This is a genomic window from Bradyrhizobium canariense, assembly GCF_019402665.1.
In the GTDB taxonomy this organism is placed as follows: Bacteria; Pseudomonadota; Alphaproteobacteria; order Rhizobiales; family Xanthobacteraceae; genus Bradyrhizobium; species Bradyrhizobium canariense.
In genome coordinates this window covers 25,229-39,218 of sequence record NZ_VSST01000019.1, presented here as the reverse complement: position 1 = coordinate 39,218, position 13,990 = coordinate 25,229, and the positions used below count along the sequence as shown (strand labels likewise).

Below are 13,990 nucleotides of genomic sequence, written 5' to 3'. Positions count from 1 at the left end.
GATGTCGCAAGCCGATCGCTCCTGGGACGTCGAGACCGATCTTCTGGTCGTCGGGGCGGGTGCCGCCGGCATGACGACGTCGCTGGTGGCCGCCCTCGAAGGGCTCGACGTGATCCTTTGCGAGAAGTCGGACACGGTTGGCGGCACGACCGCGACCTCCGCCGGCACCATCTGGATTCCGGGCAATCGGCAGGGATTGCTTGCAGGGATCTCAGACTCCACCGAGGCGGCGCGGGTCTATCTTGAAGCATTGCTCGGCGAACACGCCGCGGACGCGCGTGTGGATGCGTTCCTCCAGACGGGTCCAATGATGCTCGATTATCTCGAGCAGAGGACGAGCGTACGGTTTGCGGCGCCGCCGGTCCATCCCGACTACAAGAATCTTCTAGGGGCAGCGATCGGTGGTCGTGCTCTCGGCGCCGTTCCGTTCGACGGCCGCAAGCTTGGCAAGGACTTCGAGCGCATAAGGGCCCCGCGGCGAGAGTTCATGGTCCTCGGCGGCATGATGGTCGGAAAGGCGGACATCCCGGCGTTGCTGGCGCCATTCCGCAACTGGACGAATTTCAGGCATGTCGTTGGTCTGCTCGGTCGGCATTTGCTTGATCGACTTCGCTACAACCGCGGAACGCGTCTGATCATGGGCAACGCTCTCGTCGCGAGGCTGTTTGACAGCCTTCGTCGTTCCGGCGTGGATCTGCGATATGAGACCGAGCTCACTGAGCTCATCCGTAATGGCGACGCAGTCGTCGGGGCCGTTTTGTCATCGCCCTCAGGAGCATTGGCGATACGTGCCCGCAAGGGCGTGGTGCTGGCAACGGGAGGCATCGGCTGGAGCCGCGAGCTTCGCGACAGGTTTTTCCCCGAGGCCGCGCGCCGATTTTCGCTCGCGCCTTCGTGCAATACCGGGGACGGCCTGCTCGCGGCCGAACGCGTCGACGCGGTGATTGAGCGTAATTTCGATAGCCCCGCCTTGTGGATGCCGAGCTCGGTCATGACGCAGGCGGACGGCTACGTCTCGGTATTTCCGCACATTATGCTGGATCGTGCCAAGCCAGGACTGCTTGCGGTGAACAAGTCGGGCCGCCGTTTCGTGAATGAAGCCGACTCCTATCACGACTTCGTGGAAGCGATGTTGCGATCGGACTCGTCTTCGGTATTGGCAACGCCAGCTTTCCTGATTTGCGATCGCGCCTTTATCGGCGACTATGGCATTGGTCTCGTTCATCCCGGGACGAGGGATTTGGACAAATTTCTCAAGGCTAAATATTTGCTGGCGGGCGAAACGATTGAAGCACTGGCCGAAAACATCGGCGTCGATGGCGGCGAGCTTGCTCAAACGATCGAGCGATACAATCGCTATGCCGAGAGCGGTGTGGACGAAGAGTTCGGCCGCGGTTCAAGCGAGTTGAACCGGTTCAATGGTGATCCCCGGAACGTGCCAAACCCGTGCCTGCGGCGGGTCGGTCCTGGGCCATACTATGCCGTCGCAGTATGGCCGACGGATCTCGCTAGCAGCGCCGGCTTGTGCACGGATTCAACCGCCCGCGTCTTGTCTAGCCGTGGGACCGCCATACCCGGACTCTACGCCGTCGGTACCGATTCATCCTCGATCTTTCGAGGCACTTATCCGGGCCCGGGCACGATGATCGGGCCTGCGATGGTATTCGGATGGTGCGCGGCAATGCATGCCGCGGGCGCTTCAGCTCAGGACGAAGGTAACTGAAAGCCGGATCGTTCGCCGCTCAGGGCTAGGAACTCTGCGCACCATCGAGGCTTGACTCAGCGGGCCAGCGTCGCCGCCGATTTGCTGGCCTGCACGGCCCCGCCTCCAAGCCCCCATACCCCCCAGGGTGGGGCCGTGTCTCTCGTCGCAGGAGATGCAATGCCGGAGCCGACCGATCACGACATCAGAGAACGCGCGCACCGCTTGTGGGAACAGGCGGGCAAGCCGGAAGGCCGCGAGGAAGAATTCTGGCATGCGGCCGAGCAGGAGTTGCGCAACGAGGACAAGTCGAACCCCATGCGGACGCCGGATACGCTGTGACCGACAAGAGATGCCCATTCTGCCACGGTCTGGGATGGGTCTGCGCAAACCATCCGCTCCGCGCCTGGAGCGAGGAACTGGGCGGCTGCCGCTGCGGTGAGGGAATGCCCTGCACCTGCAACACGACGGAAGATCCCGAAGCAAGGGCGGTGGTCGTCGAAGCGGACACGACGTGGCACTAGCAAGACCTGGCATTGAAGGCGGAACAGAGCCTTCCAGCAGGAATTGAGGTTGTGAGCAGCACGGGCTGCGACGCAGGCCCGTGGCTACGGCGGGGTTTGCGGTGGACGAGCGGCAAAAGATAGAGCACCAGATCGAACTCGCAACGCGAGCGGCAGCCCTTGTCAAAGACGAAACCACCGTCCAGCGATTCAGGACGTTCGCCGAGGAGCTGAAGCAAAAGCTGCTTCGCATGATGCGGCGCGGAAAGGTGCGAGCGCGCGCCTACGAACTCTGGGAGCAGGCCGGTCGCCCGGTCGATCGGGACGTGGAGTTTTGGCTCGAGGCCGAACGGCAGATCGACGAAGAGCGCGATCAGCGGAGGCTCTCGGATTCCTCAGACAAACGGTAGAGGTTCCGGGAGCCACATCGGCAGCGAACAAGCTTCGGCCGCGCGTTCCCTGGACAGAGAAAAAGCCGCCGAGTTCTTCACCTGGCGGCTTCAAAAGTCCGTAGCTGTCGGTCGCCTTTCCAGCCTCGTGCGTACCGCCGTTACCTTGTTTGCGGCCATGCAAGTTCAGTTTAGGCCAAGGCGCTCGATTCTGCTGTGACCTGAAGCACACATTGAAAAGACAATGTCGGGAAGCTTGGGAGGGCGCCGACTTTGATGGGATTGCCCCGCCATGGCGCTACGCGCCGGCCGTGACACCCAGGCGGCCTATGCCTGGAAGCTTCAGCGCGGGGCGGCGGATGTCGAGGCCGAGCACCGCGCCGAGGAAATTGATCTCGACCCCTTCGACCCAGCCGATGGTCATGCCGAGATAGCCCGACAGCGAGGCGTAGAGCCCGGTGCCGGACGCCGTGATGCCGGCCCAGCGTCCGCTGTAGGGAAAGTCCTTACCGATGGCGGTCGGCGGCAGCACGGCGCGCAACTCGGGAACGGCGTCAAGCGCCGCCTGCACGAAGGTGTTGGAATTCGGCCCCGGCCAGGCGCTGTAGTCGCCATAGGCGCGGAACTTATAGTTCTCGATGACGGTGCGGATCTTCGGAATCAATGCTTCTGCCCGCGCGCCGTCGACCGCCACGACCGTTTCCGGCATCGCGCCGAACCAGCGGCCATCGGGCGCAAAGCCGTTGCTGCGAACAGGGTCGCCCCAGGCCGTGTAATCGTATCGGCTGTAGGTCGCGGCGCCCTTCTCCTTGACGACGATCCAGGTATGGACAGCAAAAATACTGCGCCAGCGCACCGTGCGCGCGGCGAACACGCGGATCAGCGCGTCCGGATTGGCGGACGCGGGCGGCAGCAGGCCGGCGCTGGAGCGATCCGCCGTCTGCCAATTGCCGCGGCCGTCGCCGCGCAAATAATAGCGGCCGGCCGACACGGCGATCGGCAGGAAGATCAGCAGCAGGAACAGAATCAAGGATTTCCTCAAGGGCAAACGGCGGTCAGGCGGGACGATGCCACCAATATAGTTCGCAAGGCACGCCGCGCCAGCGCTCTCCTGCTCTTGCATTCGGATGGTGCGGCCATATGTTGCGTCCATGAGGAAGTTGTCGCTCGTCGAGGACCAGGCCATCCAGGCGCGAATCGCGTACATCGCGGGCGCCGAGATTTTCGATCGCCTGTTCGCCGGCATCCGGTTCGACGAAATCGACGGCAATCTGCTGTTTGCCATTGCCAGCGACGAAGACTGCGCGGCCGAGATCGAGGACGAGTTCTCGCACCAGCTCGCTGTGGTCGCAACGCATATCCTCGCGCAAAGCGTGGATGTGGTCGTAGTGCTGCCGAAGGTCCTGCAATAGCCCGCTAGCCTTCTGGCCGTCCAAGCCGCTTGCCTTCACGCTCTGTCTCTGCTTTTCAACGCAATTGCAAAATTGTAATGACGTCATTGGGCGCTCAGGCCCGAGGCGCGTTATCGACGGAGCTCAACGGGAGGGCTCGTCGTCGCTCGCCTCTATTTGCGAAACAAAGTTGGATACACATTGGCGCCCACCAGGAAAGCCCGGGCCACGACCGGCGCGATAAAGACACAAAGCAAGAGCTCAAAAAGCAAAGGCTCGCTAAGCAAGAGCGCGAAAAGCAAGAGCACGAAGAGCACAAGCTCGAGAAGCAGGAGCTCGACAAGCAAGCGTCCGGACAAGAGCGCCTCGCGTTCCGCGGTCGCCTCCTCATCGCCGCTCGGCATGCTGGCGCTGCATCTGCTCGAGCAGTGGGAGAAGTCCGACGGCCTCGTCTTCCTCTGCGACGACGAGAGCAGGGCGGAGCGGCTGGGCGGCGTGATTCACGCTCTCGATCCCTCGGTCGACGTGCTGGTGTTTCCGCGCCTGAACACGCTGCCCTTCGACGGCCTCGAGCCATCCCGCGAGATCGCGGGACGGCGCAGCTCGGTGCTGCGGCGTCTCGCCAAGGCAAAGAAGCCCGTCTTCCTGGTGTCGACCGCGGAAGCCATCATGGAACGGCTGCCGCTGCCGGCGAGCTGGTCGCGGTCGAGCCTCACGCTGAAGGTGGGCGCGCCCTATTCCGGGCCCGAGCTGGAGACGCGGCTGGAGGCTCTCGGCTACGATCTCGACGAAGAGGCGGAGTATCCGGGCGGCGTCCTGTTCCACGGCAAGACGTTCGAAGTGTTTCCCGCCGGCGCGCTCGCTCCCTTCCGGATCGAGCATTCCGGAGACACGATTCGCAAGATCGTCGCGGTCGATCCGATCGAGCACGAGGTCGTCTACGAGACCGCGGAATTGATCATCGATCCCATGTCCGAGCGGATCGCGCTGGGAGCTACGCGCGGACAGCGGGCGACGCTGCCTGATTATTGCAGCCGCGCGCGGTGGATCGCGGATGCCGGGGTATCGACCCACGCCGAGAGCTGGCAGGCCACGATTGAGGACGCCGCCGGCCGCAGGGATGCGGAGCGCGAGTATCTGGGGCAGGCGGATTGGAAGCAGCTGAAGAAGCGCATCAGCGTGCTGCCGCGCAAGGCCGCCTTCATCTCGACTCCGGAGTTCTCGAAGCTGGCCTCGCCGCGCAAGGCGCTTCGCGCCTTCGTCGCCGACATGCAGCGCGGCGGATCGCGGCTGCTGTTCGTCGCGGCCGTCGAGGACGACCTTCGCGCGATGGAGCGCATGAGCGGCATCAAGGCGGAGCGCCTGGCCGATTGGAGCGAGGTGGCGAAGGCACGGAGCCGCGAAGGCGCGCTGCTGGCCGATTTCGACGCGGGGTTCATTGGCGCCGGCCGCAAGCCGCTTGTCGTCGTGACCGCGTCCGACGTGCTCGGCAGCCGGGCCCATCATCCCCAGCCGATGGCGCGCGCATGGAACCCGGCGTTCGATCATCCCGATGTGCCCGAAAAGGGCGCCGCCATTGTCCATCTGCAACGCGGGCTAGCCGTGCTCGATGGCTTGCAGACCCTCGATATGGGCAAGGGATCGCGACGCGAGATGATCAGGCTCAAATTCGCGGGCGACAATGCCGTGCTCGTTCCACCGGCCGATCTTGCGGTGATCTGGCCCTATGCCGGCGAACCCGGCAAGCTGACGCTCGACAAGGCGGACGGCAGCAGCTGGTGGGCGCGGCGTACCGAGGCGGAAGCGGAAATCCAAGTCGCCGCCAAGGCGCTCGCCAAACACATCAGCCAGCGCCTCCGCCGTCGTGCACCCAAACTGGTGCCACCGGGGCCGGCTTATGAAAAATTCGTCGGACGGTTCCCCTATTTCACGACAGCGGACCAGGGCCAGGCCATTCAAGACGTCCTCGACGATCTTGCGGCGGGCCATCCCATGGACAGGGTGATCTGCGGTGATGTCGGATTCGGCAAGACCGAGGTCGCGCTGCGGGCGGCGGCCGCAGTGGCGCTGTCCGGCAAACAGGTGGCGATCGCGGCGCCGACGACCGTGCTGGCGCGGCAGCATGTCGAAACCTTCCGCAAACGGTTCGGCCCTCTTGGGATCGAGGTGGGAAGCCTGTCGCGGGCCAGTTCAGGCCCGGAGACGCGAGAGACCAAGGAGGGGCTGCGGCGCGGCACGCTGAAAGTCGTGGTCGGCACACAGGCGCTTGCGGCAAAGGACGTGAAGTTCGCCGACCTTGGCCTCGTCATCATCGACGAAGAGCAGCATTTCGGGGCGGCGGAGAAGGCGAAGCTCTCAGGCCTCGCCAAGGGGGCCCATTCGCTGTGGATGAGCGCCACGCCGATCCCGCGCACGCTCGCGGCGGGTCTCGCCGGCTTCAGGGACCTCAGCGTGATCGCCTCGCCGCCGGTTCATCGCCTTCCCATCGTGACCAGGATCGCGCCGCTGTCCGACGCTGCCATTGCCGCGGCGCTGCTGCGCGAGCGCAGGCGGCACGGTCAGAGCTTCCTGATCTGCCCACGCATCCAGGATCTGGAGCCGATGCTGGCGCGGGTGCAATCGGTGGCGCCGGAGCTGCGCATCGTCTGTCTTCACGGCAGGTTGCCCGTGGACGAGATCGACGACCGCATGATGAGTTTCGTCGACGGCGAGGCGGACGTGCTGTTGGCGACCAATATCGTGGAAAGCGGGCTCGATATTCCGCGCGCGAACACCATCGTGGTGTGCTGGCCCGAAAAGTTCGGGCTTGCGCAGCTGCATCAGCTCAGGGGACGGGTGGGACGCGGCGGCACGCGCGCTTTTGCCCATCTGCTGACGGAATCGACCGCAGAGCAGTCCGAGAAACGTCTGGCGGTACTGGAGGAGTTCAGCAAGCCGGGTGCCGGCTTTGCGATCAGCGAGCGCGACCTCGACCTCAGGGGCGCCGGCGATCTGTTCTCGGAACAGCAGTCCGGCCATGTCCAGGTGTTCGGACCGGTGCTCTACAGTCATCTGCTGAAGCGGGCGTCCGAGCGAGGCAGCGACGCCGGCGCCGATCTGTGGGTGCCCGATCTCAATATGCCGTTGGCCGACATGCTGCCTGAGGGCTACGTGCAATCGGAAGCGGTCCGGCTCGAGATCTATGGCCGCGCTGCCCGATGCCGAAGCGACGACGATCTGGAAGATCTGGAGGAGGAGATCTCGCGTCGTTTCGGTCGGTTGCCGCCGGAGGCCCGCGACTTCTTCGCATCCGCCAGGCTCCGGATCGATTGCAAACGGCGCGGCATCGTCAGGCTCGATGTCGGGCCCGAGGCGGTCGCCGCGACGTTCCTGCCGGGGCGGCTGCGGAAATCCAGAGGAAAGTCGCAGACGGGAGCGCTGCAGCGCGACGGCGACCGCGTCGTTCACGCCGGCCGCCGCGACGCGGATCCGTTCAGCCGGGTCGAGGAGTTTCTCGACCTGCTGGACGGCTAGGGATCATTCGGTCTGCTCGACTGCCGCGGGCATTTTCGCCACCGACATCAGCGAGCGGGCCACCTGGTTGAGGAGCTGATCCGCGTTCTCCTCCTCCGCGAGTGATTTCGACAGCAGGGCGACAACGGCGCTGTGGCGAAGCTGCTGGGCGAGGTTGCGCGCCGTGGTATAGCCTGCGATCTCGTAGTGCTCGACGCGTTGCGCCGCGCCGATCAGCGCGAGGTCGGCCGCCGCGTCCTCCTTGTCCTCACCCTCGGCCATGATCTCCTGGCCCTCCTCGACGAGGCCCATCATGCCTTTGCAGGGCTTGGCGCGGGCGGATTTGCCGAGCATCTCGAAGCATTCGTTGATGCGCTCGACCTGTGCTTCGGTCTCCGCCAAGTGCTGCTCGAACAGCTCGCGCAACTGGTCGAAGCGGGCGGCCTCCGCCATCTTGGGAAGCGCCTTGGTCAATTGCTTCTCGGCATGCAAGATATCGCGCAGCTCGTTGATGAGCAGATCGCCGAGACCCGCTTCGTCGGCCGGCGGCGAGCTCTCGGTGACGATGGCCGAGGCCGGACCCGGTTCGCCCGCCTGGATCGCCGGCGACTCCGTGAAGACCCAGTCGCCGCCCTCGTTCCAGGGGCCGCGCGTGTCGATCTCGCCATGGTCGCCGGCGCCGGTGGAATCGTTGAAGAACTGGTCGACAAGGCCGGGCGTCGGGGCGATGCGGCCGATGCTGAAGGCCGGCTTGCCCATGCTCTCGAGCGCCAGCGCGAACGCCTTCATGTGCGTGATCTCGCGGGTCATCAGGAACTGCAGCGCGTCCTTGCTGCCGGCGTCGTCGCAGAAATTGATCAGCCGCTCATAGACGATCTTGGCCCGCGCCTCTGCGGCGATGTTGCTGCGCAGATCGACGTCGAGCTCGCCGGTGATCTTCAGATAGTCGGCGGTCCAGGCATTGCCCTGCGAGTTGAACAGATTGACTCCGCCGCCGCCCGCGATGGCGATGAGGGGATCGGCTTCGGCCGCCTGGCGGTCGAACTTCGAGGGCTTGAGATGCATCCGCGCCAGCGTGCCCACCACTTCCAGATGACTGAGCTCCTCGGTGCCGATGTCCATCAGCAGGTCCTTACGATCGGGATCCTCACAGTTCAATCCCTGGATCGAGTACTGCATCGCGGCGGCGAGCTCGCCATTGGCGCCGCCGAACTGCTCCAGCAGCATGTTGCCGAAGCGCGGATCCGGCTCGTCGACGCGAACGGTGAACATCAGCTTCTTGACGTGATGATACATGGCGGGACTCTCGGATTGGGAGGGCAGGAAAAGAAGATGTCTTCCGAACGGGCGGCTTCAGTGTTCGTTCCTAGCGAAACGACCTGCGCCGATCAGGCGCAGGTCGTTCAAAGACGATCGGCAGGATTGTGGACGTACTCGCTCAGCGTTGGTCCGGACGCTTGGCGGGCGGCCCGCTCTTGTTGCCCGGTGCGCCCTGAATATGCGCCGGGTCCTGCGATTGCACGGCGGTGTTGCCGGTGGAGTTTGTCGAACTTGATCCGACGGTTTCACCGGGCTTGGCGGCCGGACCGTTCTTGTTGCCGGGCTGTCCGGCAATGCCGGCACCCGAATTCTGCGCGCTCGGCGCGGACGAAACGTCAGGCTTGCTGGCCTGCGCCCAAGCTGCACCAGGCAGCGCAAGAGCGGCGAGGATAACGGCACCTGTGAACTTCATCTCGGTGTTCTCCGACTGATGCCCCATCTACTCGAACGCCGGTGACCTGCGTGCGTTCCCTATTGTCATCAACTCGAAAGCATCGGCTCGCCTGATCGTGGCGACTATCCCGGCAGCGGCGCCTCCACGACGTCGAGCAGCGCTCCCAGGCCCTGGCGCAGGCGGCGGGTGGCGATGCTCTCGGTGGCGAGACCGAACACCACGAGGGATCGCCCGGTCATCACATAAACATGCCCGAAGTCGAACGCGGGCATCTGCCCCTCCGGTTGATTGGTGTCGATCAACCCGACCCAGCTGCGTCCCTCGGCGACGGCGGGCAGGGTGAAATGGACGACGTCGTGATGAGCATTGTAGATCAGCAGCATGGTTGCGTCCGAGCCGCGGCGCTTGATGCCGGTCTCCTGGGCGCGGCCGTCGAGCAGCAAAGCGAAACATTTGGCGTTGCCGTCCTGCCACTGCTCCGTCGTCATTTCCTCTCCGGACGGCGCGAGCCACGTCACGTCCTTCACGTCCAGCTCCTCGTTGTGGGAGCCGACCAGGAAGCGGCTGCGGTAGAGAATCGGAAATGCCTTGCGCGTGGCGATCAGCTTTCGGGTGAATTCGCGCAGGCTGCGGCCGTTCGCGGTGATGCCCATCCAGTCGAGCCATGTGGTCTCGTTGTCCTGGGCGTACGCGTTGTTGTTGCCGTGCTGGGTGTGTCCGAATTCGTCACCGGCAAGCAGCATGGGCGTGCCGTGCGACAACAGCATGGTTGCCAGCAGATTGCGCTTCTGGCGCTCGCGCAGCGCAATGATGTCCGGATCGTCCGTCGGTCCCTCGGCGCCGCAGTTCCAGAAGTGATTGTTGCTGTGGCCGTCGCGATTGTCCTCGCCATTGGCTTCATTGTGCTTGTCGTTGTACGAGACGAGATCGTTGAGATTGAAACCATCATGTGCGGTGACGAAGTTGACGCTGGCCCACGGCCGGCGGCCGCGCTTGTTGAAGAGATCGCCGGATCCGGACACGCGCTTGGCGAAGTCCGCGATCGATCCCTCGTCGCCCTTCCAGAAGGCGCGCACCGTGTCCCTGAACTTGTCGTTCCACTCCGCCCATCCCGGCGGAAACTGGCCGACCTGATAGCCACCCGGACCGATGTCCCAAGGCTCGGCGATCAGCTTGACGCTGGAGAGCACGGGGTCCTGGCGGCAGGCATCGAGAAAGCCGCCGCCTTCGTCGAACCCGTAGGGCTCCCGTGCCAGGATGGTGGCGAGGTCGAAACGGAAGCCGTCGATCCTCATCTCGGTCGCCCAATAGCGCAGGGAATCCGCGACGAGTTGCAGCACACGCGGGTGCGACAGGTTCACAGTATTCCCTGTACCGGTATCGTTGATGTAGTAGCGCTGCTGGTCCGGCAGCAGGCGGTAATAGCTAGCGTTGTCGATGCCCTTGAAGGACAGGGTCGGGCCGAGCTCGTTTCCTTCAGCGGTGTGATTGTAGACGACGTCGAGGATGACCTCGATGCCATGGGCGTGGAACTGGTTGACCATGGCTTTGAATTCGTTCGCGAACGGCGTCTTGAGGTAACGTGGCTCCGGCGCGAAGAAGGCGAGGGAGTTGTAGCCCCAGTAATTGCGCAGGCCTTTCTCAACCAAATAGCTGTCGTCGACGAAGGCATGGATCGGCAGCAATTCTGCACTGGTGATGCCGAGCGATCGCAGATAGGCCGGGACCTCCGAATGCGCGAGGCCGGAGAACGTGCCGCGGTCTGCGTCGGGCACCAGCGGATGCAGCTGGGTAAAACCCTTGACGTGCATCTCGTAGACGATCGTCCGCTCCCATGGCACTTCCGGCTTGCGCGCGGCGCCCCAGGTGAAGGCCGGGTCGATGACGCGGCATTTCTGCATCAAGGGCGCGCTGTCGCGTTCGTCGTAGGAGAGATCCTTGTCGGCATGGTCGAGCTGGTAGCCGAACAGCTCCGGTCCCCAGCGCAACCGGCCGACCAGCTGCTTGGCGTAAGGATCGAGCACGAGCTTGTTGGGATTGAAGCGGTGTCCCGCGTCGGGTTCGTAGGGGCCGTGAACACGATAGCCATAGATGGTGCCGGGACGGGCCGCGGGCAAATAGCCATGCCAGACTTCGTCGGTATATTCCGGGAGTTCGATCCGCTCCAGTTCGGTCTCGCCGTCGTCGTCGAACAGGCAGAGTTCGACCTTGGTGGCATGGGCCGAAAACAGCGCGAAATTGACGCCGAGCCCGTCCCAGGTGGCGCCGAGCGGAAACGGCTTGCCCTCGCTGACGCGGGAGCGGCGCAGGCTCGAGGCCGCCCGCGTCAGGGCGTCGTCTGGATGTACTGTTTGATCCATCGGTGCCCCGAAAAGTCGATCAAGAATTTGGTGGGATCGCCGTCACTTCCGTCGTCGCCTGCTCGCCGACGGTCGCCGAAGCGATCACGGCGGCAGGAGGCACATCGTCCGGCTTGGGCAGCGTGGTTGCCCTTTGCAGCGCCGCCTCCTTGCTGATAGCCGCAATCGAGTTGCCGGTCCGCTCGACGATGCTGGTCAGCTCCGCATCGGACAGTCCGAGACGCTTTCTGACGAGGCGGACTTGAGTACGGTCGGTCAGGTCGAGCTTGTTGCGGATCGGCTGTGGCTTCGAGCGGCGCATGGCGAAAACTCCCGTGTAGAATTGCAACCGTCGCCGAGGCGATTCCGTTCCCTGTTTGCAACAGTGATCTTCCCCAACCATCGTCGCCGCACCTCGGCCCAAAAGTGCACACAACGCGCACGGCGCATCAGTGTGGTGCCGGCCTGAGGAACGAATGCCTCCATCTCGGCTTCTCCCGTCCAGAGCATGCTCAAGCGATCGCAAAATCGAGCCTCGCGAAGCGTGCTGTTACTTCCAGCCACGCAAAGGCGACCAGGTTTGAGTCACAGATTGGGAATGGCCGGGCAAGCGCGACACCACGGCCCTCGATGCCTCGATCACGGGGTCTGCTTCAATCTCTGGGCGCCGACGGCGCAATCGGTCGAATTGCTCGAAGCCGGCCGGCCGCCACTCCGGATGACGCGCGACCATGATGGCTGGTACCAGTCGTTGAGTCCCACCGCACATGTCGGCACGCGCTATCAGTTCAGGATCAACGAAGACCTGGTCGTTCCCGATCCCGCCTCGTTCTTCCAGCCAGACGACGTCGGGGCGCCGAGCGAGGTGATCGACACCGCGACGTTCCGGGACTCGGTGCTCTATCCCGGCCGCCCCTGGGCGGAGGCCGTGATCTACGAGTTGCATGTCGGCACCTTCAGTGAGGAAGGCACCTATGCCGGCGTCGAGAAGAAGTTGCCCTATCTGCGCGATCTCGGCATCACCGCAATCGAGCTGATGCCGCTCAATGACGTCCCCGGCCGGCACAATTGGGGCTATGACGGCGTGCTGCTGAATGCGCCAAATGCACGCTACGGCAGGCCGGAAGACCTCAAGCGGCTGCTACGCGCGGCGCATGCCCTCGACATATTGGTCTACCTCGATGTGGTCTATAACCATTTCGGGCCGCAGCTGAACTATCTGCACCTCTATGCGGAAAGCTTCTTCATCACGCGCCATAGCACCGGCTGGGGCCCTGCCGTCAACCTCGAGGGACACGACGGCGCGTTCGTGCGCGAGTTCCTGATCGAGAACGCGTTGATGTGGCTGCGCGACTACGGGTTCGACGGCTTGCGGCTCGATGCGGTTCACGCGCTCAAGGACGATTCCGACCGCCATTTCCTGATCGAGCTTGCCGAGACGGTTCGCAGTCAGCTGCCGGGCCGACGCGTGCATCTGATGCTGGAGAACGAGGCCAATCAGGCCCGCCTGCTCGACCGTGCTCAAGGGCGAACCCGGCTCTATGACGCGCAATGGGGCGATGATTTTCACAACGCGCTCCATGTCCTCTTGACGGGTGAGGACGAAGGCTACTATCGCGCCTTCGCAGACAGGCCGCTTGAACATCTCGCGCGAGCGCTCACCGAGGGCTTTGCCTATCAGGGCGAAGTCTTTCCGCTGCATGACGAACCGCGCGGCGAGCCGAGCGCGCATCTGCCGCCTGAGGCCACCATCTTCTTCGCCCAGAACCACGACCAGATCGGCAATCGCGCGCTCGGGGAGCGGCTTTCCGCGCTGGTCGGTCCGGAGAAACTGGATCAGGCCATGGCGCTGGTTCTCTTGAATCCGCACATTCCGATGTTGTTCATGGGTGAGGAAGCCGCGGCCGAGACACCGTTCCTGTTTTTCGCAGACTGGTCCGGCGAAGCTGCCGAGCTGACGCGGGAAGGGCGGCGTAAGGAGTTCGCGCACTTCAAGGCGTTCTCGACGCCCGACATACGCGCCAGGATTCCGGATCCGTGCGATGAAAAAACCTTCGCGGCATCGAAGCTCGACTGGACCGGCATCGACCGCTCTCCCGCCAGCGCCAGGTTTCGCAGCCTAACATCCCGATTGCTGAAGATACGGCGCGAGAAGATCGTTCCGCTGATCAAACGGGGTTTCCTTTCGGCTCATTGCAAGTTGCTGGGGGAGAACCAGCGTAAGGGCGGCCTGGATGCCCGTTGGCGGAGGGCGAACGGAGACATCTTGCAGATCGTCGCCAATTTCGCGGACGGCGAACTGCCCATGCCGGCGCTGGTTGCGGGCGAGAGCCTATGGCGATTGGGCGCCGCCGACGCGCCAGCCCTGTTGCGGAGCGACATCATCGTAAGGCTTGGCCACGAGGCGTGATGGAACAGCGAGGAACGCTTCCGAAAGCTTTCCGTTAGCGCAGTGAATCT

The 13,990-nt window shown here is 63.9% G+C and carries 12 protein-coding genes; 6 read left to right on the top strand and 6 right to left on the bottom strand.

From position 1 onward, the window contains the following. Position 1 precedes the first annotated feature (1 nt). From FXB41_RS09400 to FXB41_RS09390, 3 genes are all read left to right on the top strand, one after another. Complete coding sequence (locus FXB41_RS09400; RefSeq protein WP_219681542.1) at positions 2 to 1,723, top strand: FAD-dependent oxidoreductase; 1,722 nt, start codon at positions 2 to 4, stop codon at positions 1,721 to 1,723. A 159-nt stretch (positions 1,724 to 1,882) separates the two neighbouring features. Further along, entirely contained in the window at positions 1,883 to 2,044 is a 162-nt protein-coding gene (locus FXB41_RS09395; protein ID WP_007595988.1) for a DUF2934 domain-containing protein, read from the top strand. A 283-nt stretch (positions 2,045 to 2,327) separates the two neighbouring features. Continuing rightward, a complete protein-coding gene (locus tag FXB41_RS09390; RefSeq protein ID WP_007595986.1) occupies positions 2,328 to 2,615 on the top strand; it encodes a DUF2934 domain-containing protein in 288 nt (95 codons plus the stop codon). 277 nt (positions 2,616 to 2,892) lie between these two features. Here FXB41_RS09390 and FXB41_RS09385 read toward each other — a convergent pair whose 3' ends face one another. After that, positions 2,893 to 3,624 (bottom strand): DUF3750 domain-containing protein, encoded by a 732-nt coding sequence (locus tag FXB41_RS09385; protein WP_007595984.1) that lies wholly within the window; start codon positions 3,622 to 3,624, stop codon positions 2,893 to 2,895. A 121-nt stretch (positions 3,625 to 3,745) separates the two neighbouring features. Here FXB41_RS09385 and FXB41_RS09380 point away from each other — a divergent pair, with 121 nt between their 5' ends. Beyond that, positions 3,746 to 4,006, top strand: a complete 261-nt coding sequence (locus FXB41_RS09380; RefSeq protein ID WP_007595982.1) for a hypothetical protein — start codon at positions 3,746 to 3,748, stop codon at positions 4,004 to 4,006. A gap of 152 nt (positions 4,007 to 4,158) precedes the next feature. Here the strand turns inward: FXB41_RS09380 and FXB41_RS09375 are convergent, their stop codons facing one another. Next, on the bottom strand, positions 4,159 to 4,389 hold the full coding sequence (locus FXB41_RS09375) for a hypothetical protein (RefSeq protein ID WP_219681540.1): 231 nt from the start codon (positions 4,387 to 4,389) through the stop codon (positions 4,159 to 4,161). Here FXB41_RS09375 and FXB41_RS09370 point away from each other — a divergent pair. Further along, the gene (locus FXB41_RS09370) at positions 4,388 to 7,498 is read left to right on the top strand and encodes a DEAD/DEAH box helicase (RefSeq protein ID WP_219681538.1); all 3,111 of its coding nucleotides are present in this window, start codon (positions 4,388 to 4,390) and stop codon (positions 7,496 to 7,498) included. The two genes, FXB41_RS09375 and FXB41_RS09370, sit on opposite strands and share 2 nt — an antisense overlap. 3 nt (positions 7,499 to 7,501) lie before the next feature. On the opposite strand, the gene FXB41_RS09365 is transcribed toward FXB41_RS09370, so the two are convergent. The 4 genes from FXB41_RS09365 to FXB41_RS09350 form a co-directional block, all read right to left on the bottom strand. Next, a complete protein-coding gene (locus FXB41_RS09365) occupies positions 7,502 to 8,773 on the bottom strand; it encodes a DUF892 family protein (protein ID WP_007595978.1) in 1,272 nt (423 codons plus the stop codon). Positions 8,774 to 8,915: 142 nt separating this feature from the next. Beyond that, a complete protein-coding gene (locus FXB41_RS09360; RefSeq protein ID WP_007595967.1) occupies positions 8,916 to 9,209 on the bottom strand; it encodes a hypothetical protein in 294 nt (97 codons plus the stop codon). A gap of 104 nt (positions 9,210 to 9,313) precedes the next feature. Continuing rightward, positions 9,314 to 11,551 (bottom strand): glycogen debranching protein GlgX, encoded by a 2,238-nt coding sequence (gene glgX / locus FXB41_RS09355; protein WP_219681536.1) that lies wholly within the window; start codon positions 11,549 to 11,551, stop codon positions 9,314 to 9,316. A 19-nt stretch (positions 11,552 to 11,570) separates the two neighbouring features. After that, complete coding sequence (locus FXB41_RS09350; RefSeq protein ID WP_219681535.1) at positions 11,571 to 11,852, bottom strand: DUF3606 domain-containing protein; 282 nt, start codon at positions 11,850 to 11,852, stop codon at positions 11,571 to 11,573. A 276-nt stretch (positions 11,853 to 12,128) separates the two neighbouring features. On the opposite strand from FXB41_RS09350, the gene treZ reads away from it, so the two are divergent. Beyond that, positions 12,129 to 13,940 (top strand): malto-oligosyltrehalose trehalohydrolase, encoded by a 1,812-nt coding sequence (gene treZ / locus FXB41_RS09345; RefSeq protein ID WP_219681533.1) that lies wholly within the window; start codon positions 12,129 to 12,131, stop codon positions 13,938 to 13,940. Positions 13,941 to 13,990: the final 50 nt, after the last annotated feature.